Annotated in this window: 22 protein-coding genes; 13 read left to right on the forward strand and 9 right to left on the reverse strand. The window is 66.0% G+C overall.

The annotated features are described in order from the left end of the window. The first annotated feature begins 10 nt into the window (after positions 1-10). Positions 11-409: a hypothetical protein gene (locus IC762_RS27110; protein WP_195785238.1), complete on the forward strand. Its 399-nt coding sequence runs from the start codon at positions 11-13 to the stop codon at positions 407-409. Then, positions 406-909, forward strand: coding sequence for a mismatch-specific DNA-glycosylase (locus tag IC762_RS27115; protein WP_195790309.1), 504 nt, complete (start codon positions 406-408; stop codon positions 907-909). The genes IC762_RS27110 and IC762_RS27115 overlap by 4 nt, the downstream gene beginning before the upstream one ends. A 144-nt stretch (positions 910-1,053) precedes the next feature. Here IC762_RS27115 and IC762_RS27120 read toward each other — a convergent pair whose 3' ends face one another. Then, complete coding sequence (locus IC762_RS27120; protein ID WP_195785239.1) at positions 1,054-1,488, reverse strand: hypothetical protein; 435 nt, start codon at positions 1,486-1,488, stop codon at positions 1,054-1,056. Positions 1,489-1,582: 94 nt separating this feature from the next. Further along, complete coding sequence (locus tag IC762_RS27125) at positions 1,583-1,981, reverse strand: DUF4262 domain-containing protein (protein WP_195785240.1); 399 nt, start codon at positions 1,979-1,981, stop codon at positions 1,583-1,585. A 189-nt stretch (positions 1,982-2,170) separates the two neighbouring features. Between IC762_RS27125 and IC762_RS27130 the strand changes: the two genes are divergently transcribed. Next, complete coding sequence (locus tag IC762_RS27130) at positions 2,171-2,554, forward strand: RidA family protein (RefSeq protein WP_195785241.1); 384 nt, start codon at positions 2,171-2,173, stop codon at positions 2,552-2,554. A gap of 935 nt (positions 2,555-3,489) precedes the next feature. Here the strand turns inward: IC762_RS27130 and IC762_RS27135 are convergent. Further along, positions 3,490-4,251 (reverse strand): SOS response-associated peptidase, encoded by a 762-nt coding sequence (locus IC762_RS27135; RefSeq protein WP_195785242.1) that lies wholly within the window; start codon positions 4,249-4,251, stop codon positions 3,490-3,492. 62 nt (positions 4,252-4,313) lie between these two features. On the opposite strand from IC762_RS27135, the gene IC762_RS27140 reads away from it, so the two are divergent. From IC762_RS27140 to IC762_RS27160, 5 genes are all read left to right on the forward strand, one after another. Continuing rightward, on the forward strand, positions 4,314-4,814 hold the full coding sequence (locus IC762_RS27140) for a hypothetical protein (RefSeq protein ID WP_195785243.1): 501 nt from the start codon (positions 4,314-4,316) through the stop codon (positions 4,812-4,814). A gap of 21 nt (positions 4,815-4,835) precedes the next feature. Then, positions 4,836-5,255, forward strand: coding sequence for an NUDIX hydrolase (locus IC762_RS27145; protein WP_195785244.1), 420 nt, complete (start codon positions 4,836-4,838; stop codon positions 5,253-5,255). 74 nt (positions 5,256-5,329) lie between these two features. Next, on the forward strand, positions 5,330-5,707 hold the full coding sequence (locus tag IC762_RS27150; RefSeq protein WP_195785245.1) for a TIGR02301 family protein: 378 nt from the start codon (positions 5,330-5,332) through the stop codon (positions 5,705-5,707). Then, a complete protein-coding gene (locus IC762_RS27155) occupies positions 5,697-6,353 on the forward strand; it encodes an HAD family hydrolase (protein ID WP_195785246.1) in 657 nt (218 codons plus the stop codon). The genes IC762_RS27150 and IC762_RS27155 overlap by 11 nt, the downstream gene beginning before the upstream one ends. 156 nt (positions 6,354-6,509) lie before the next feature. Beyond that, positions 6,510-6,779, forward strand: a complete 270-nt coding sequence (locus IC762_RS27160; RefSeq protein WP_195785247.1) for a hypothetical protein — start codon at positions 6,510-6,512, stop codon at positions 6,777-6,779. 6 nt (positions 6,780-6,785) lie between these two features. On the opposite strand, the gene IC762_RS27165 is transcribed toward IC762_RS27160, so the two are convergent. Beyond that, on the reverse strand, positions 6,786-8,120 hold the full coding sequence (locus IC762_RS27165; RefSeq protein ID WP_195785248.1) for a dihydroorotase: 1,335 nt from the start codon (positions 8,118-8,120) through the stop codon (positions 6,786-6,788). 129 nt (positions 8,121-8,249) lie between these two features. Here IC762_RS27165 and IC762_RS27170 point away from each other — a divergent pair, with 129 nt between their 5' ends. From IC762_RS27170 to IC762_RS27190, 5 genes are all read left to right on the forward strand, one after another. Beyond that, a complete protein-coding gene (locus IC762_RS27170) occupies positions 8,250-9,131 on the forward strand; it encodes a YgfZ/GcvT domain-containing protein (protein ID WP_195785249.1) in 882 nt (293 codons plus the stop codon). Then, the gene (locus IC762_RS27175; protein WP_195785250.1) at positions 9,128-9,754 is read left to right on the forward strand and encodes a DNA-3-methyladenine glycosylase I; all 627 of its coding nucleotides are present in this window, start codon (positions 9,128-9,130) and stop codon (positions 9,752-9,754) included. The genes IC762_RS27170 and IC762_RS27175 overlap by 4 nt, the downstream gene beginning before the upstream one ends. Then, on the forward strand, positions 9,751-10,359 hold the full coding sequence (locus IC762_RS27180) for a YfbR-like 5'-deoxynucleotidase (RefSeq protein WP_195785251.1): 609 nt from the start codon (positions 9,751-9,753) through the stop codon (positions 10,357-10,359). Before IC762_RS27175 ends, IC762_RS27180 begins: the two co-directional genes overlap by 4 nt. A gap of 127 nt (positions 10,360-10,486) precedes the next feature. Then, the gene (locus tag IC762_RS27185) at positions 10,487-10,993 is read left to right on the forward strand and encodes a tyrosine phosphatase family protein (RefSeq protein ID WP_195785252.1); all 507 of its coding nucleotides are present in this window, start codon (positions 10,487-10,489) and stop codon (positions 10,991-10,993) included. Between the two features lie 106 nt (positions 10,994-11,099). Then, positions 11,100-13,793 carry a DUF2339 domain-containing protein gene (locus IC762_RS27190; RefSeq protein ID WP_195785253.1) on the forward strand — a complete coding sequence of 898 codons (2,694 nt, stop codon included), beginning with the start codon at positions 11,100-11,102 and terminating at the stop codon, positions 13,791-13,793. Positions 13,794-13,798: 5 nt separating this feature from the next. On the opposite strand, the gene IC762_RS27195 is transcribed toward IC762_RS27190, so the two are convergent. From IC762_RS27195 to IC762_RS27215, 5 genes are all read right to left on the reverse strand, one after another. Next, positions 13,799-15,769 (reverse strand): methyl-accepting chemotaxis protein, encoded by a 1,971-nt coding sequence (locus IC762_RS27195; protein ID WP_195785254.1) that lies wholly within the window; start codon positions 15,767-15,769, stop codon positions 13,799-13,801. A gap of 194 nt (positions 15,770-15,963) precedes the next feature. After that, positions 15,964-16,197 carry a DUF6894 family protein gene (locus tag IC762_RS27200; RefSeq protein WP_195785255.1) on the reverse strand — a complete coding sequence of 78 codons (234 nt, stop codon included), beginning with the start codon at positions 16,195-16,197 and terminating at the stop codon, positions 15,964-15,966. Positions 16,198-16,321: 124 nt separating this feature from the next. Next, complete coding sequence (locus IC762_RS27205; protein WP_195785256.1) at positions 16,322-16,900, reverse strand: hypothetical protein; 579 nt, start codon at positions 16,898-16,900, stop codon at positions 16,322-16,324. A gap of 186 nt (positions 16,901-17,086) precedes the next feature. Beyond that, positions 17,087-18,073 carry an acrylyl-CoA reductase (NADPH) gene (gene acuI / locus IC762_RS27210; RefSeq protein WP_195785257.1) on the reverse strand — a complete coding sequence of 329 codons (987 nt, stop codon included), beginning with the start codon at positions 18,071-18,073 and terminating at the stop codon, positions 17,087-17,089. Positions 18,074-18,116: 43 nt separating this feature from the next. Next, positions 18,117-19,376, reverse strand: a complete 1,260-nt coding sequence (locus IC762_RS27215; protein WP_195785258.1) for an MFS transporter — start codon at positions 19,374-19,376, stop codon at positions 18,117-18,119. Positions 19,377-19,638 lie beyond the last annotated feature (262 nt).

Genomic DNA, 19,638 nt, shown 5'->3' on the forward strand with positions numbered 1-19,638 from the left:
TGGGGCCAGCATGACCGATACTCTCACCGGCGTCTGGGACGGCAGCTATGTTCAGCCGGCGCGCGGCATGGTCACGTTCCTGGCGACACTGATCGAGGCCGGCGGCGCGCTCGGCGGCAGCGTGACCGAGCCCTGCATGATGCCGGCCTGTCCGATCAGCACCCACAACGCCTCGATCGCGGGTTCCCGCGCCGGCAGCGCGGTGTCGTTCGTGAAACGCTACGAGCCGCCCGGCTACGGCTATGACACGGTGCATTACGAAGGCAAGGTCAACGCCGAGGCGACCGAGATCGACGGGCGCTGGAAGATCATGGGCACGGGATTTTCGGGCACCTTCCTGATGGTCCGCGCAACGCGCGCGGCGGAAAAGGTCGCAACCGACGAGACGGCCAAGGAGCCGGTGCGATAGACCGCCTGCCCGACCAGTTCCACGCCAACCTGCGCCTCGTCTTCGTCGGCACCGCGGCGAGCACGCGCTCGGCAGCCGTCCGGCATTATTACGCCCATCCCGGCAACCGCTTCTGGCGCGCGCTGCACGAGGCGGGTATCACGCCGCGGCGCTACCGGCCGGATGAATTTGCCGCACTGCTCGCGCTGGGCATCGGCTTCACCGATCTCTCCAAGACCGGCGCCGGGATGGATCACGAGATCGCACGGCACACATTCGATGTGATCGGCTTCAGGGCGAAGATCGAGAGCTGGCGGCCGCACACCATCGCCTTCACCAGCAAGAAGGCGGCGAGCCTGTTCTATCGGCGGCCGACCAGCGCGATCGCGCTCGGCCGGCAGCCGCCGATGCGCGGCTTTCCCGAGGTGTTCGTGCTGCCGTCGCCGTCGGGCGCAGCGTCCGGGCATTGGACGTTGCAGCCGTGGCGCGAGCTCGCGGAATGGATCAAGATCGGATCGTAGGAAACGTACTCTCCCCGTCATTCCGGGGCGCGCCGCTTGGCGCGAGCCCGGAATCCATCAAGCCGCAGAGTTAGTGGATGAATGGATTCCGGGCTCTCGCCAAGTGGCGAGCCCCGGAATGACGGGATGGCACGAGGCACCGCGCTACTGCTTCAACGTGATCGCAAGCCCGCTGAGGTCGACATTGGCCATCAGTCCGACCTGCTTGCCGCCCAGTTCCAGCACTGCGCCGTTCGGGTTGGTCAGCAGGATGCCGCGCACGCCGGCGCCGAGCGCAACGCCCATGCCGGCCGCGGCGTAGACGCCCTCGATGTCCTGCGCCCGGCGGATGTTGCGGACCCGGCCCTGCAACGTGGTCTGCGAGCCGCCGAACACCAGGCCATAATCGAGGCCGCCGGCCGTCAGCCCATAGGTCTTGTCATGGAAGGTCAGGACCCCCTTGCCGATCGAGCCGCCGAAGATCCAGCCGCCCTTGAAGATGACGAGCGTCACCACTCCGTCCTCGGCCCGGGCGGCGGACGGTCCGGCGAGCAACGCCAGCGCGAGCAGCACGGCGCGGGCGGCGGTTGGCAATCTCATGGGGTGTTCTCCGAACGAAGTGAGAGGCGGGTCGATTCGCGCCAATCTAGCCGGGGCGCGGCAGCATTGAAATGACCGCAGGGTCACACGTCCTTCACGATAATGATCGCAGCACCGGCTGATACGCCGTCAGGTTGGCGTCATAATCACTTTCCCACGGGAAACGCCCCGCGCCGTCGGGCCAGATCATTTGCAGGATCGGAAACGGCCGCCTCGTGGTGCCGTAGAACCATAGCGCCGTTCCGAAATAGGGTCGGTAAGCGCTTCCGGGTATCCGGGCGAAGCTGAGCCGGCGGTCGATCAACAGATCATCGCAGACGTCGCCGTCTGCATAGAGTCGGCCGGCGGCTGCGCGAGCCCGGACCTCGTTGATGACATTGGCCGCATCGCGCCGATCGAGCCCAAAGATCGCGAGCTCGGCCTGGCCGTAATTGAGATAGAGCCCGACCGAGAACGCGTATTCCGGCGCGCTCCCGTCGGAGAGGACCTGCACGATGTGACATCCGTGGGTGCGAACGTCGTGGAGAATTCTTTCATCGGCCGGGTCTTCGGCTGGCGGCCATTGAAACTGGTCCTGCATCGGCGTGCCCTCACGGAAGACGCATCAGCGTAGTCGGTAACTTTGGCCTTTTGCAATGGATGCGCTAGCCTTCCCCCGTACACGGGCCATGGAGACATCCCCATGTCGATCAAGCACATCCCGCCTCCACCCGGCGTCAAGGCGCCGCCGCTCTCGTTCGGCGCCCGCGTCGGCGATCTGTTGTTCATCTCCGGCATTCCCGGCTTCGATGCCCATGGCGGACTGCCCGACGGCTTCGAGGTGCAGTTCGCCAATGTCGTCACCAATTTCAGGCGCGTGCTCGACGAAGGCGGCGCCACGATGCGCGACCTCGTCAAGGTCAACGTGCTGCTGACCCGCGCAGCCGATGTCGCCTCGATGAACAGGCTCTATGCGGAAGCGTTCGGCCCGGCGCCCTATCCCGCGCGCACCACCTGCGTGGTGGTGGCGCTGCCCGATCCGAAGATGCTGATCGAGATCGAAGGCGTGGCAGCGGTGAAGGGGTGATGCCTCTCGCCCGCATTCCGGCGTCGGGTTTCCCCCTCGTCTTTCCGGGGCATGCGAAGCATGAGCCCGGAATCCATGGCGCCGCAGATTTTGCGGACGAATGGATTCCGGGCTCTCGCTACGCGAGTCCCGGAATGACGAAAGAAAGAGCTGCGCGAGCGACTTCGTTTTTTCGTAATTATCTCTTGACTCGTACCCCAACTCAGCGGTTTAATGTCGGCGTCTCACCCGATCGAGGGGCGCTGCGCATCGTCTGGAGTGTTGCGGTGAGATGCGGTGGACGCCAAACGTGTCAGTGACGACAGCACGTGAGGCGGACGGCGAAGTCGTGCAGGCCTGACGTCCTAGTGGCAGATGTCCCTCGCAAGACGCGCAAGCGTCTTGTCGAGCGCGGTGACACAAAAGCCCAGTCTCGCCGGGGCGAGCACGTATAAGCCGTAACCCATCGCGCAGGGAAAGCCGGGTTGTTCCCGGTTACACCTGTGGTCCTACTCCCGTGCTTTTTGTTGCACGGGACCCATGGGTGCAATCGGCACCCGGCTTTCCCTGCGCCCTCTGATCGAAGAGTGGCGAAACGAACAGCAAGACTCGGACAAATCATGTCGCGAGAGCGCGAAACTATATCCTCAGCCCCGCTGTCATCGCCCGGTTTAACCGGGCGACCCAGTACGCCGCGGCCCATCGGCTCAAGCACGACTGCCTCTGGAATACTGGGTCACCCGCATGCGCGGGTGACGACACCGCGGCGGTGGTTGGTGAATCGAGAACGACCCCCAGCGTCGTCCTGGCGAAAGCCAGGACCCATTACCCCAACTATCAATTGTTGCGTGACGCCGGGGCCACGATCCCGGTCACAACGAAGTCCAGTGGTTATGGGTCATGGCTTTCGCCAGGACGACGAGGCGGAGAGCGGCGTGCGCGACTATTCCGATGCACTAAAACAACGACCCTTGCCCATCATCCTCCGGCGCAGGCGTCTTGCGCGGTGCCGGCTTCTTGGCCGGCGCGGCTTCTTCCGCCGCGATCTCTTCGGCCGTCATCGGCAGCGTGAGTTGCGCATCGTCATTGGCAAAGGCATTCACCCGCGTCGTCACCTGGTGCCAGGCGAACTCGCCGACATCGGGGCCCTTCAGCAGCGGCATCACCTCGTCGGCATCGTCATTGCGGCAATCGAGCCAGCGCGCGAAGTCGTCGGGGCTGACAGTCACCGGCACGCGATGATGCAATTGCGCAAGATCGCGGCTTGCCGGCGCGGTGACGATGGCGACCGTGTCCTGCTCCTCGCCGTTCGGGCCCATCCAGGTCTCGGCCAGCGCGGCGAAGGCGATCGGATGGCCATCGCGGCGGTGGATGAAGAACGGGCGCTTGCGGCCTCCGGCATCCTGCCATTCGTAATAGCCATCGGCCGGGATCAGCGCGCGGCGGCGCCGGATCGCGTTCTTGAAGGCGTGCTTCTCCCGCACCGTCTCGGCGCGGGCGTTGATCAGGAGCGAGAAGGTGCGGGGCTCCTTGACCCAGGACGGGATCAGGCCCCAGCGCATCAGCTGGAAATGCCGGCCGCCATTCTGCAACAGCACTACCGGGATCGGCTGGGTCGGCGCAACATTATACCGCGGCGGGAAATTCGGCTGCTCGATATAGCCGAACATTTCCCGCAAGGCCGCCGGCGGCGACGTGATCACAAAACGTCCGCACATATCCCGTCCAGAATGGTATCCGTTTATTCCGCTTTAACTCCAGCCGTTAAAGAGTGCATCAGATGACCTCAACGGCCGCCATAGCGGGCTCCTCCCCGCGACCGACGTATCCCGACGAGGCGCGGGCTGCGCAGTTGCGCGCCGCCAACATCAATCCCCGCACCGGGCTTGCGACCGACTACCTCAATCACTTCAACGAAGCCATCATGCTGCTGGAGATGATCCCGGACATCCCGGAATGCGCCAGCGATTTCCTCGAATGGCGCCCGCTGACCTATGCCGAGCACTTCATCGCTTCCAATTTCCGCGCCCGCGACCTCGCCATCGAGGCCTACCAGACCGCGGACGCCGGGATCCGGACCGAATTCGATGCGCTCACCGACAACATGACGCGAATCCTGTCCGAGGTCGGCGTCGCGATGCGCCAGTTGCAGCAGGACCGGAGCCGGGTCCAACTCGCCGAGCAGGCCATCGTCTGGGTCAAGCCGCTGGTGATGCAGACCGCCGGCGTCATCAATGGCGCCGCCGAGGCCGATGTCGACAGCATCATGGCGAGCGCCTGATTTGTCGGGCATGATGACGCCGTGATTTCTCCCGACCCCGCAATCCGTCCCCAGCTCGCCGTCTCCGGCGTGATCTTTCGTGACGGCAAGGCGCTCTTGGTCCGCCGCGCCCGCTCCCCCGGCAAGGGCTTCTATTCACTGCCCGGAGGCCGGGTCGAATTCGGCGAATCCCTGCACACCGCCCTGCATCGCGAGGTCGACGAGGAGACCGGCTTGCGGATCGAGATCGTGGCCCTGGCCGGCTGGCGCGAGGTGCTGCCGAGCGGTCCGGGCAGCGGGCATTACCTGATCATGTCGTTCGCGGCGCGCTGGACGTCCCGAGAACCGGTGCTCAACGATGAGCACGACGATTTCAAATGGCTGGCGCCGGAGGCGATCGGCGACCTCAAGGTCACCGGCGGCCTCCATGAGGTCATTGCCGCGGCCCGGAGGCTGGTTTGAGGGGGATTTGGGCGCTCCCCCGCCTTGCCTCGGGCGCATTGCGGGGGCATACCACGGCCATTCCGGAACCCCTGATGCGTCAAGCTTTTCTCGCCATTTTGATCCTTGCGTCGGCAGCCCTCGCCGCGCCCGCCCGCGCCCAGGACGCGCCGGCGCCGTTCGATGGCGACCTGCAGCGGCTGGCCGAGATCCTCGGCACCCTGCACTATCTGCGCGGCATCTGCGGCTCCAATGAGGGCGCCAAATGGCGCAACGAGATGCAGGCGCTGATCGACGCCGAGACCCCCTCCGGCGACCGCCGCGCCCGCATGATCGCCGGCTTCAACCGCGGCTATAACGGCTTCCAGCAGACCTACCGGACCTGCACCCCGGCCGCCGTGGTCGCGATCCGCCGCTACATCGAGGAGGGCTCGAAGATCTCCCGCGACCTGACGGCCCGCTATGCCAACTGAGCCGGTGCTCTTCTTCGACCTCGACGGCACGCTGACCGATCCGAAGCCCGGCATCACCGGCTCGATCCAGTATGCGCTGGCAAAGCTCGGCCGGACCGTTCCGTCGCAGGACGAGCTCACCTGGTGCATCGGGCCCCCCTTGAGGGCGAGCTTCGTGGCGCTGCTCGGCGGCGAGGACTATGCCGACCGCGCGATCGAGCTCTACCGCGAGCGGTTCGGCGATGTCGGGCTGTTCGAGAACGCGGTCTATCCAGACATCGCCGAGGTGCTGGCCACGTTGCGGCAGGGACCACGCCGGATGTTCGTCGCGACCTCGAAGCCGCATGTGTTCGCGACACGGATCGTCGCGCATTTCGGATTGAGCGGTTATTTCGACCATGTGTTCGGCTCCGAGCTCGACGGCACCCGCGTCAACAAGGTCGACCTGCTCGCCTATGCGCTGCGACAGACCGGGGTCGATCCGGCGCGGGCCGTGATGATCGGCGACCGCAGCCATGACGTGCTCGGCGCGACGAAGAACGGCATCCGCGCGGTCGGCGTCACCTATGGCTACGGCACGGCCGAGGAATTGCGCGAGGCCGGCGCCAGCCATCTCTGCGGCTCGCCGCGCGCGGTGCTGGAGCATATCCACAACTCAAGCGATTGATGCGCGCAAGATATCCGGATTTCCCGTTTAAATGCCCAAGGGCCCGTTAACCTTTCTTAAAGATATGGCTAGGCGGACCCGGCATGCGTGGTAAATCTCAGATGCGTCCCGCCGTGGTTCGCTTCCGAACCGCGTGTCCCATTTTGATGAAGTTTCATGCGCCATCCAGCGATCTTTCCGATTCACCACGACGATCCGCGGCCCGATCACGAGCAAAAGCAGGCAGCGTTAGGCTACCTCAATCAGGCCTGGGCCGAGGCGCGGCTCGATGGCGTCGACGGCGACTGCCTGGCGCAGGCGAGCCTGTTTGCGGCGCTGGCCGAACTGGTCTCGACCTATGGCGAGGACGCAGTGGCGAAGTTCACCGAAGGTTTTGCCGCGCGCGTGCGCAACGGCGAGTTCTCGCTGGCGCTGGCGCGGCAATAAAATCCACTACGGCTTCAGCGTCTCGAGGAAGCGGACCGGCTCGCCGGTCGACGGCGTCGCGAGTTCGCCCTGCCACATCACCCGCTTGCCGCGCACGAAGGTGCCGACCGGCCAGCCCTGCACCTTTACGCCGTCATAAGGCGTCCACCCCGCGCGCGAGGCGACCCACCGGTTGGTGATGGTCTCGCTGCGCTTGAGATCGACCACGGTGAAGTCGGCGTCGTAGCCCGCCGCGATGCGGCCCTTGCGGGCGATGTTGAACAGACGCGCAGGACCCGCGCTGGTGAGATCGACGAATCGCGCCAGCGACAGCCGGCCGGCGTTGACGTGGTCGAGCATCAGCGGCACCAGCGTCTGCACCCCGGTCATGCCCGAGGGCGAGGCCGGATAGGTCTTGGCCTTCTCCTCCAGCGTATGCGGGGCGTGGTCGGAGCCGAGCACGTCGATGATGCCCTGCTCGATGCCGTACCAGATGCCGGCACGATGATCGGCCGAACGCACCGGCGGGTTCATCTGCGCCAGCGTGCCGAGCCGCTCATAGCATTCCGGCGCGGCCATCGTCAGGTGATGCGGCGTCGCCTCGCAGGAGGCGACATCCTTGTGGTCGCGCAGATAGAGAATCTCTTCCTTGGTCGAGATGTGCAATACGTGAATGCGCTTGCCGGTCTCGCGCGCGAGATTGACCAGCCGTTCGGTCGCCATCAGCGCGGCGGCCTCGTCGCGCCACACCGGATGCGAGCGTGGATCGCCCTCGATGCGCAGCGGCTTGCGCTCGTTGAGGCGGTATTCGTCCTCGGCGTGGAACGCGGCGCGGCGCCGGATCACCTGAAAGATCCGCCGCAGGCTCTCGTCATCCTCGACCAAAAGCGCGCCGGTGGAGGAGCCGATGAACACCTTGACGCCGGCGCAGCCCGGCGCGCGCTCGAGCTCCGGCAGGTCCTGCACATTCTCGCGGGTGCCGCCGATGAAGAAGGCGAAATCGCAGTGCATGCGGTGGTGGCCGCGCCTGATCTTGTCGGTGAACGCCTCTTCGGTGACGGTCAGCGGATTGGTATTCGGCATCTCGAACACCGCGGTGACGCCGCCCATCACGGCGCTGCGCGAGCCGGTCTCGAGGTCTTCCTTCTGCGTCAACCCGGGCTCGCGGAAATGCACCTGGGTGTCCATCACGCCGGGCAGGATATGCAGCCCCTTGCAGTCGATCACCTCGCCGGCCGCGGCCTGGCCGAGCGAGCCGATCGCGGCGATGCGGCCGTTGACCACGCCGATATCGCGGATGCCCTCGCCGTCCTGATTGACCACGGTGCTGGATTTGAGAATGGTGTCAAAATGCTGATTCATCGGTCCTCGGCGCCCGCTTTGTGCTGTCGCGCGGGCCTTGTTCGGCGCACTCTAGCGCCTTAGCTTGGCAGGGGATATCCGCGGCCGTCGCGTTTCCCAAGGAACTTGAAAAAAGAGCCAATTTTGCGAATGAAAGCAGCGTTTCTTCCGGATCGGGGCGTGGTCAAAGTCTCTGGCGAGGACGCCCGCAACTTCCTCAATGGCCTGATCACGACCGACGTCGATGAGCTGCGCCCGGGGCTGGCCCGGTTCGGCGCGCTGCTGACGCCGCAGGGCAAGATCATCGTCGACTTCCTGATCACCGAAATCCCGGCGGGCCATGGCGGCGGCTTCCTGATCGATGCGCCGCGTGCGCTCGCCAAGGGACTCGCCGACAAGCTCGGCTTCTACAAGCTGCGCGCCAAGGTCATGGTGGAAAATCTTTCCGAGAGCCTCGGCGTGCTGGCAGCCTGGGACGGCGAGCCTGCAGCGACGCCCGATCTCGCCTTCGCCGATCCGCGCAACGCCGCGCTCGGCTGGCGCATCCTGATCCCGGAAGACCTCAAGCAAAAGCTCGCCGAACTGATCGGCGCCGATCTCGTCGACAGCGCGGCCTACGAGGCGCGTCGCATCGCGAGCGGCGTGCCGCGCGGCGGGCTCGATTTCATGTATGGCGACGCCTTCCCGCACGAGACCAACATGGACCGCCTGCACGGCGTCGATTTCGACAAGGGCTGCTATGTCGGCCAGGAGGTGGTGTCGCGCATGCAGCACCGCGGCACGGCGCGCACCCGCACCGTGAAGGTCGTCCTCGACGGCCCCTCGCCCGAAGCAGGCGCTGCGATCCTGGCCGGCGACAAGCAGGTCGGGACCATGGGCTCGGCCGCGGGTGAGAGAGGCCTCGCGCTGGTCCGTATCGACCGCGTCGCCGACGCGCTGGATGCCGGCCTGGCGCTGACCGCCGGCGGGCTGTCGCTTCGCCTCGCCGACCCCGATGACATCGGCAATCCACCCAAGAAGACCGTCGCATGAGCCGCACCGCGAAACAGCATCCCGACGGCAAGACGCGCTGCCCGTGGCCGGGCGAGGATCCCTTCTACGTCGCCTATCACGACAATGAATGGGGCGTGCCGGAGTATGACGACCGCGCGCTCTACGAAAAGCTGATCCTCGACGGTTTCCAGGCCGGCCTCTCCTGGATCACGATCCTGCGCAAGCGCGAGAATTTCCGCAAAGCCTTCGACGATTTCCGGCCCGAAAAGATCGCACGCTACACCGACAAGAAGGTGCATGCGCTGATGAACGATGCCGGCATCGTGCGCAACCGCGCCAAGATCGAGGGCGCTGTGGCGAGCGCGAAGGGCTATCTGGAGATCATGGAGAAAGGCCCGGGCTTCTCGAAGTTCCTCTGGGACTTCGTCGACGGCAAGCCGAAGGTCAACCAGTTCAAGACCACCGCGAGCGTTCCGGCCTCGACGCCGGTGTCGATCAAGGTCTCCAAGGAGCTCGGCGCGCGCGGCTTCAAGTTCGTCGGCCCGACCATCGTCTACGCCTTCATGCAGGCGACCGGCATGGTCAACGATCATCTCGTCACCTGCTTTTGCCACGCGGCCTGCAGCGGCAAGCAACGCACGCCGCGGCTCAAGACGAAATGACCGCGCACAGATCGGCCGAGTCCGTCCGCGCCTGGCAGCGGATGCTGTCCGGGCGCCGGCTCGACCTGCTCGACCCCTCGCCGCTCGACATCGAGATATCAGACATCGCGCACGGACTGGCCCGGGTCGCGCGCTGGAATGGACAGACCTCCGGTGCGCACATCTTCTCGGTGGCGCAGCACACGCTGCTGGTCGAAGCCGTGATGCGCCAGCAGACGCCGCGCATCGACGCGCGCTGCCGTCTTGCTGCGATGCTGCATGATGCACCGGAATACGTCATCGGCGACATGATCTCGCCGTTCAAGGCGGTGCTCGGCGGCGACTACAAGGTGGTGGAGAAGCGACTGCTGTCGGCGATCCATATCCGCTTCGGCCTGCCCGCGGTGCTGGCCGACGAGATCACGCAGCAGATCAAGGCGGCCGATCGCGGCGCGGCCTATCTCGAGGCGACGCGTCTGGCGGGGTTTTCGGAAAGCGAAGCCAAACGCCTGTTCGGCCGCGATCCCGGATTGCCGGAGGCGACCGAGCGCGACTATCTGACGCCGTGGACCGCGGCCAGGGCCGAGAAGCAGTTCCTCGAGCGCTTCAAGGCACTGCACGTGTAGTTTCGCAGGGTGGGCAAAAGCGAAGCGTGCCCACCCTCGCGAGCACGTCGAGAATGGTGGGCACGTCGCTTCGCGCCTTTGCCCACCCTACGGCAGCGGCTATAGTGGCGGTAATCTGGGGAACCTCATGCTCCACGTCTGCTCGCTCGCCGCGCTTCCCGACACGGTGCTCGCCACCGGCGCCAGCCATGTGCTCACCGTGATGGCCAATGTCGACCAGGTGCAACGGCCGCCATCGGTGCTGTCCGCCAATCATCTGAAAGTGTCGATGGACGACATCACCGAGGTCATGGACGGCTTCGTCGCGCCCAACGAAGCGCATATCGAGCAGGTGCTGGCGTTCGTGCGCGGCTGGGACCGTCGCGCGCCGATGGTGGTGCATTGCTACGCCGGCATCAGCCGTTCGACCGCGAGCGCGTTTGCCGCGGCGTGCGCGCTCAATCCGCAACGCGATGAAGTGGCGATCGCGAGGCTGATCCGCGCGGCCTCGCCGATCGCTTCCCCAAACCGGCTGATCGTCAGCCTCGCCGACAAGGCGCTGGGGCGCGACGGCCGGATGCTGCGCGCGCTCGACGCCATGGGGCCTGGCAGCATGACCGTCGAGGGCCGCCCGTTCCGCATCGATCTGGAATAGCACGAACGTGCCAGGCACGACGGCTTGAACTTCCGGTCTCCGAAAGTGCACATAGTAGATTGCGACGGGCGTCACGCAGGCTCCGGCGCGCTTTGCCGGAGGCCCAATGTTCGATTCGCCGTTCGACTTCCTCACCCTGGTGATCGCGATCGCCGCGGTCATTTTCGCGCGCAAGGCGCTGGGGCAGATCGCAGCGCTGCAGCGCCGGCTGGAGACGATCGAGGCCGCGATGACGGCCGCCGCGCGGCCCGCTGCACCACCGCCGCTGGCACCGGCGCAGGAGTTCGAGCAGACGCCTCCGGCGGCGCCTTCCATCATGCAAATACCGCCACCACTACCCGAGACGGCCTCCATCGCGCCTGACACGCAGGCCGAGCCGGCCGCAAGCGCTTCGCCGCCACCATTGCCGCAACCGGCGCCAGGCTTCGAGGAAACTCTCGGCACCCGCTGGGTGGTGTGGATCGGCGGCCTGACGCTCGCGCTCGGCGGCTTCTTCATGGTGCGCTACACGATCGAGGCCGGGCTGATCGGGCCCGGCGTGCGCATCATGCTCGGCGGCCTGTTCGCGCTGGCGCTGCTTGCGGCCGGCGAATGGAGCCGGCGCAAAGAGAACATCTCGAACGTCGCGGCGCTGCCGATCGCCAACATTCCGGCGATCCTCACCGCCGCCGGCACCGCGGTGGCGTTCGCCACCGTCTATGCGGCCTACGCGCTGTACGATTTCCTGGTGCCCGCCACCGCCTTCATCCTGCTCGGCCTGGTCGCGCTCGGCACGCTGGCAGCCGCGCTGCTGCACGGGCCGGCGCTGGCCGGGCTCGGCATCGTCGGCGCCTTCGTCACGCCGATCCTGGTCTCGTCGGACAAGCCCGACTTCTGGTCGCTCTACATCTATCTTGCGATCGTGACGGCGGCCTCGTTCGCCCTCGCGCGTATCCGGCTGTGGCGCTGGCTTGCGGTCACCACGATCGCCTTCGCGCTGCTGTGGACCTTCCCCTGCCTGCAATGCGGCGAGGGGATGATCGCGCCGCACGCCTTCCACGTCATCGCGGGCTTCGTGCTGGCCGCGCTGCTGGTGGTCTGCGGCTTCATGTTCGGCCCCGACGGCGATAGCGAGGAGATCGAACCGATCTCATCGGGCTCGCTCGCGGCCTACCTCCTCGGCGCTGTCCTGATCGTGCTGAACAGTGCGCACGCCGACACCGCGATGGTCAGCTTCGCACTGCTGATCGCCGGCACCCTGGTCGTCGCCTGGCGCGCACCGGCCGCCACGGGCGCGATCGGCGCCGCGTCCGCCTTCGTCTTCATCGTGTTCGGGGAATGGGCGGTGCGCAGCAATCCCGACATGCTGGTGCTGCCCGGCGGCGCGATCCCGGGGATCGGGCCGTCGCCGACCGATGGTTCGGTCACGTTGCATCTCGTGACGGCGGCGATTTTCGCCGCGGCATTCGGCATCGCCGGCTTCCTCGCGCAACTCCGTTTTGCGACGACGAAGATCACCGCGACCTGGGCCGCCGCGGCCGTCTTCACGCCTGTCGCGCTGCTGGTCACGCTTTACGCGCGCATCGCGCATCTGGACCGTTCGATCCCGTTCGCGATGACAGCCGTGCTGCTTGCTGCGGCCTATGCGGCCGCGACCGAGGCGCTGACGCGGCGCGGCGAACGGCCGGAACTGTCGCCCTCGATCGCGCTGTCCGCGACCGGCGCGCTCGCCTCGCTGGCGCTGGCACTCACCTTCGCGCTCGACAGGGGCTGGCTCACCATCGCGCTGGCGCTGGTCGCGATGGGCACGGCGTGGCTGTCGGTGCAACGGCCGATCCCGTTCCTGCGCTGGCTCGCGGCGATCCTGGCCGGCATCGTGGTGCTGCGCATCGGCTACGAGCCGCGGATCGCCGGCGACGCCGTTGGCACCACGCCGATCTTCAACTGGCTGTTGTGGGGCTATGGCGTGCCGGCGCTGTCGTTCTGGGCGGGAAGCGCTTTCCTTCGCCGCAATGGCGACGACGTCCCGCTGCGGACGGTCGAGTCCGCCGCGATCCTGTTCACCGTGCTGCTCGCCTTCATGGAGATCCGTCACGCCGTCAATGGCGGCGACGTCTACCGCGGCACCGCCGGGCTGACCGAGGTCGCGCTGCAGGTCGCCGTGGCGCTTGCGATGGCGATCGGGCTGGAGCGTTTACGGCTGCGCAGCGGCAGCGTCGTCCACAATGTCGGCGCAGTGCTGCTGACCGTCTTCGCGGGACTTGCCGGGCTGTTCGGATTGTTCGGGCTGGAGAACCCGATGCTGTGGCCGGAGAATGTCGGCGGCGGCTTCATCAACCTGCTGCTGCTCGGCTATGCACTGCCGGCCGTGCTGGCGCTGCTGCTATCCTACGCGGTGGCGGGCCATCGCCCCGCCAGCTACGGCAATACGATCGCGGCGGGCGCGCTGATCCTCGCGCTGGCCTATGTCAGCTTCGAGATCCGCCGGCTCTATCACGGACCGGCGCTGACGTTTGGCGCGACCACGGATGCGGAGCAGTACACCTATTCGATCGCCTGGCTGATGTTCGGCGTCGTGCTGCTCGGCATCGGCATTCTGGTCAACTCGCAGCGGGCGCGGCTCGCCTCCGCCGCAGTGATCGGCTTGACGATCGCCAAGGCATTCCTGATCGACATGTCGGCGCTGACCGGCGTCTACCGCGCGCTGTCGTTCATGGGCCTCGGCATCGTACTGGTGGCGATCGGCTGGCTATATCAGCGCATCCTGTTCCGCAGGCAGGCCCCGCCGGCGCCGCCCCCGGTCCCGCAGGCCGGGGCATAGCAGATTCACGCCGCCCGGATTCCGTCGAGGAAGCGGGCGAGCTCGAGCTTCAGGCGGCTGCTGTCGCGCGACAGCAGCTGCGCGGATGCATGGACCTGCGCGGACGCCGCGCCGGTCTCTCCCGCCCCGCGCTGCACCTCCGCGATATTGCCGCTGACCTGCATGGTGCCTTGCGCGGCGTGCTGAATGTTGCGCGAGATCTCCTGGGTCGCGGCACCCTGCTCTTCCACCGCCGCGGCGATGGTCGAGGAGATCTCCGACATGCGGCCGATGGTGTCGCCGATCTCCTTGATCGCCAGCACCGAGTCCTGGGTCGCGGCCTGGATGCCGCCGATCTGCTGGCTGATCTCGCCGGTCGCCTTCGCGGTCTGGTCGGCGAGCGCCTTGACCTCGGCGGCGACCACCGCAAAGCCGCGGCCGGCCTCGCCGGCGCGGGCCGCCTCGATCGTGGCGTTGAGCGCCAGCAGATTGGTTTGTCCCGCGATCGTATTGATCAGCTCGACGACGTCGCCGATGCGCGCAGCCGCCTTCGACAATTCGCTGACGCGACGGTTGGTCTTCTGCGCCTGCCCGACGGCCTCGTCGGCCACGCGGGAGGATTCCTGCACCTGGCGGCTGATCTCGTTGATCGACGAGGTCATCTCCTCGCTCGCGGACGACACCGACTGCACGTTGGTCGACGCCTCCTCGGAGGCCGCGGCAACGACAGTCGCGAGTTCTTGCGATCGCTCGGTCGACCGCGACAGCGTGTTGGCTGACGCTTCGAGCTCGGCGGCCGAGGACGACACGGTCGCGATGATCTCGCCGACCGCGCCTTCGAAAGCTGTGGCGAGCTCGCGCATATCGGTCTTGCGCTGTTGCTCCTGACGCCGTTCGGTCGCGACTTGCTCGGCGCGCAGCCGATCCGCCTCGATCATGTTGATCTTGAACACGTCGACCGCACCGGCCATTTCGCCGATCTCATCGCGGCGGCCGAGGCCGGGAATCGCGATCCCGACATCGCCCCCGGCGAGCCGCGTCATCGCCCCGATCATGCCGGCCAGCGCGTTCGAGATCGACCGGCCGATCAGGAACGACAGACCGAGCACGAACAGCACGGCGACCGCAAACGCCACCAGCATCCATATGCCGGTCTGCTCGCGGATCGCGGCTTCTTCAGGATCGGCCCGGCGGTGCAGGCGTTCGACACCGTCGCCGACCTCCGCCATCAGCGGCTCCAGCGCGCGGAACGTCTTCATCATGCCGGCGTCGTAGCCTGCGGCCTGCTGTGCCGTCTCGGCCCAGGCCATGAAGTCCTTCTGGTATGTTTCGAACTTGGCGTTGATCTCATCCATGGTGGCGGACGGAATCGCGACGAACGACAGCGCGCTGGCGAACTCGTCGGCCGACTTCTTCAGCTCGGCGATGTATTTCGGGTCGCGCCGCAGCATGAAGTCCTTTTCGTTCCGCCGCATCATCAGCATCCAGGTCATCAGGCGCGGATCATCGACCTGCTTGACCTTCGCCTCGATGTCGTGGACCGCCGTGCGCAGCGAGCCGGCCAGGCCTGCATTCTCGTTCAGGCCGAGCCTGGTTTCGGCAGCCACCAACGCTGTGAAGTCGGCGACATAGGCCTTGAAGCCGTCGCGGGCGCGTACGGTCCTGTCGAGCAGATCGGTCATGCCGCCGGCACGCATCAGCGTCTGCAGACGCTCGAAGTCGCGATCGATCGCGACCACCAGTTGGGCATGCGCCTTGGCATAGGACTCGTCGTGCCGCTGCTGAAAGTTCTTCTCGTTCCTGCGCGCCTCGAGCATCTCGATCGAGATCTGCTTGTTGAGCTCCGAGATCGCCCGACCGTTATTGGCGACGGCGCGCGCGGCATCCTGCCACCGGCTGCCGACTTGATAGATCGTGCCGCAGGCAAGCAGGCCGAGAAGCCCCGCCGCGCCGATGGCCATGACCTTGTGCGTGAGACGGATGGAAATGCCGGGCATGAATATGTCCTGATGGCTTACATGTCCGAAACCGGACCGAGCAAATGCATAGCTATCAGGTGAATTTAGCCGGTTCGCTTTTATGCTTCGTTAACTGTGCCTGCTGGCGGGAATAGTGCCGGACGGCGGGACGCAGCGCAGCGCGGCGGTACGGCCGCGCTCACGCGTGAGGCAGAAGTCTCGCACCGCTCCATTCAGTCGACGGACTCCGCGACCAGGCGAATCCTGAACACGGGCTTCTTGCCCTCGTCGAGCAGCTCCATGTGCCACTCGCTGTTCTGCTTGAGATTGCGCGAAATGCTGCCGAGGAAATTGCCGCAGACCTTCGTCATCTCGGCCCATGCGACATCGCGGTTCTCGAACTCCGTCGGATGGTCCGACGCGCCAGCGTAATCGCCGTCACTGATACGAAAAAAATATTGCGCCATATCTGTACTCAAAAGCGTGTCCCCACGTTCGGTGAACGTAGGCTATTGAGTAGCCACCGGCGTAAACGCCGCCATCCGTATGACTACGGCTTGGCGGCCCGCGACAGATTAAAAATTTGTGGCGTTAGTCTGTCGAGCGCCGCAATTCCGGCGCGCTCTCGACCTTGGCAGGCTCGGCCTTGACCGGCTCGAGCTTGGAGCTTTCGACCCGCGGCGTCTCGACCCGCGCGACCTCGGGCGGCGAAGCGTCCGCCGAGCGGGTGCGCGGACGCAGCGAGCGCGGGCGCGCCACTGCGCGGGCCATCAGCATCTGCTGACCGCCCTGGTGATGGAATTCGCAATAGGCGAAGCCCATGCCGGAGACCGAGCCGCGGAACGAGACTTCGTCGTGCTTGTCGAGGTTGAAGCAGGGCTCGAACGGCAAGCCCTTGAGCGAGGCGCACACGCTCTGGCCGCGGATCTGCAGCGTATTGCCGGGCAGGCGCACATGGCGGATCGGGCCGGAGCCGGAGAACTGGATCGAGCCCGCTGCGCCCATGTCGTCGAGGATGCGGCCGGCGCCGCGGGTGCCATCGAAACAGGTGAAAGCGAACACCTTGCCGGCGACGAATCTGCGGGCCTCGTCGGCGTTCATCATGCCTGCGAATGCCGGTACGACCATTGCTCCGGCCGTGACGGCTCCCAACACAAAACGCGCAAGCATGCAGCTACTCCACTCTACGAGCGCGGGCTCGGCTCCTTGTTCGAGCATGATCTTCGAGCAGGCGCCCTTCACGTCTGCATGAGGCAAACCGGCCTCCCGGATCACGCCGCAAGCGTCTTTACCCGCTGCTTACCATACTAACCGTGGCAACATTGGAGCAGCTTGGTTGGTAAAGTCTGAACGTCCTCAGACTATTTTTACCACGATCCGGCCGCGGACCTGGCCGCCGAGGATTTTCGCGCCATAGCCGATGACCTCGTCGATTGCGATTTCATGAGTGATATCAGCCAGTTTTGCCTTATCCAGGTCACTGGCCAGACGCTGCCAGGCGACCCTGCGCAACGCAATCGGGCACATCACCGAATCGATACCGAGAAGGCACACCCCGCGCAAAATGAAGGGCGCGACCGACGACGGCAGGTCCATACCGGCCGCCAGGCCGCAGGCCGCGATGGCGCCGCCATACCTGGTCATCGACAGCAGATTGGCGAGCGTGGTCGACCCGACGCTGTCGACGCCACCGGCCCAGCGCTCCTTGGCGAGCGGCTTGGCGGGGCCTGAAAGCTCGGCGCGGTCGATCACCTCGGCAGCGCCGAGGCCCTTCAGATAATCCGCCTCCGCGGCGCGGCCGGTCGAGGCGATGACGTGGTAGCCGAGCTTCGACAGCACGGCGATCGCGACCGAGCCGACGCCGCCCGCGGCGCCCGTCACCACGACCGGACCGCTGTTCGGCGTCACGCCCTGCTTTTCCAGCGCCAGCACCGAGAGCATCGCGGTGTAGCCGGCGGTGCCGATCGCCATGGCGTCGCGGGCCGAGATCCCGTCGGGCAGCCGCACCAGCCAGTCGCCCTTGACGCGGGCCTTCTCGGCATAGGCCCCGAGATGGGTTTCGCCCATGCCCCAGCCGTTGCAGACCACCTTGTCGCCCGCTTTCCAGTCGGGATGGCTGGATTGCTCGACCGTGCCGGCGAAATCGATGCCGGCGATCATCGGGAACCGGCGCACCACCGGCGCCTTGCCGGTCAGCGCGAGGCCGTCCTTGTAGTTCAGCGTCGACCACTCGACACGGACGGTGACATCGCCGTCCATCAGTTCGGCGTCGTCGAACTGCGTGAGCGCGGCGGTGGTACCTTTGTCCGCCTTGTCGATCCTGATCGCCTTGAAATTTGCCACGATGCGCGCTCCCTAAAGTCTGGTCTCGGGATTGTTTATCCCATCAGGCAGGCTGCGCAACCGGGCGTGCGACAGGCGCCTCGACGATCGGCAGGTTGATCAGGGCCGACAGCACGCCGAAGGCCACCGACAGCCACCAGATCGGCGTGTAGGAACCGTACTGCTCGAACACGACGCCGCCGAGCCAGACGCCGAGGAAGCCACCGACCTGGTGGCTGACGAAGGCGAAACCGTACAGCGTGGAGAACCAGCGGGTGCCGAACATCAGCGAGACCAGCGCCGAGGTCGGCGGCACGCTCGACAGCCACAACAGCCCCGAGACGGCGCCGAATGCGATCGCAGAGAACGGCGTCACCGGAAACGAGATGAACGCCACGGTCGCAAGCGCGCGCGTAAAATAGATCACCGACAACAGATAGCGCTTCGGGACGAAGTTCTGCAGCCAGCCGACGCTGAGCGAGCCGATGATGTTGAACAGGCCGATCGCGGCAACGACCCAGCCGCCGGTCGTCGCCGGAATGCCGCGATCGGCGAGATAGGCCGGCAGATGGATGGTGATGAAGGCAAGCTGGAAGCCGCAGGTGAAGAAGCCCAGCACCAGGAGCACATAGGAACGATGGCCGAAGGCCTCGGCCAGCGCCGTCCTGAACGATTGCTGGTCGGCGGCCGGCACCTTGCCGGTCGCGGCCGGCGGCGTCGCAAGCGCGAACGACAGCGGCAGGATCAGCAGCATCAGTGCGCTGAACACGACGAGCGCAGTCTGCCAGCCGAAATTGTCGATCATGGCAACGCCAAACGGCGCAAACAGGAACTGGCCAAATGAGCCGGCGGCGGTGCCGGCACCGAGCGCGATGCCGCGCTTCTCCGGCGGCAACAGCTTGCTGAAGGCGGCCAGCACGAGATTGAACGACGAGCCCGACAGGCCGAAACCGATCAGCACGCCGGCGCTGATGTCGAGCGACAACGACGTCGTCGAGTAGCGCATTAGGAGCAGGCCGGCGGCGTAGAGCAAGGCGCCGACGATCATGACGCGCAGCAGACCGAAGCGATCGGCAATCGCGCCGGCGACCGGCTGGCCGAGCCCCCACAAAAGGTTCTGCAGCGCGATCGCGAGGCCGAAGACATCGCGACCCCAGGAGAATTCACGGCCCATCGGCTGCACGAAGAAGCCGAGGCTGGAGCGCGGGCCAAAGCTCAGCAGCGCGATCGCGCAGCCGCAGACGATGATCACGAGCGGCGTGCGCCAAGTACGTGACACCGGAGTGCCGGAGCTCGGACGCAGGTCCCCGGTGGTTACAGCCATCTGGTCTTTCCCCCGCAACAGAAGCCGCGCGGGAGCGGTCCCGCCGAACATTACCGGGAGTTAATGCAATTGCATGAAAATCCCAAGAGGGGGCGGGGAAAAATTTTCGCCTGCAAGGCTGATCTGCGGAAGGGGAACGCCTCAACGAGTCGTCCCGGCGAAGGCCGGGACCCATACGCCGTGAAGAAAGTCGGTTCGGGAAGTGGCTGTCGCCAGCTCGCCTCAAACACCCGCAGGCGGTTATGGGTCCCGGCCTTCGCCG

The organism is Bradyrhizobium genosp. L (genome assembly GCF_015624485.1).
Classification (GTDB): Bacteria; Pseudomonadota; Alphaproteobacteria; order Rhizobiales; family Xanthobacteraceae; genus Bradyrhizobium.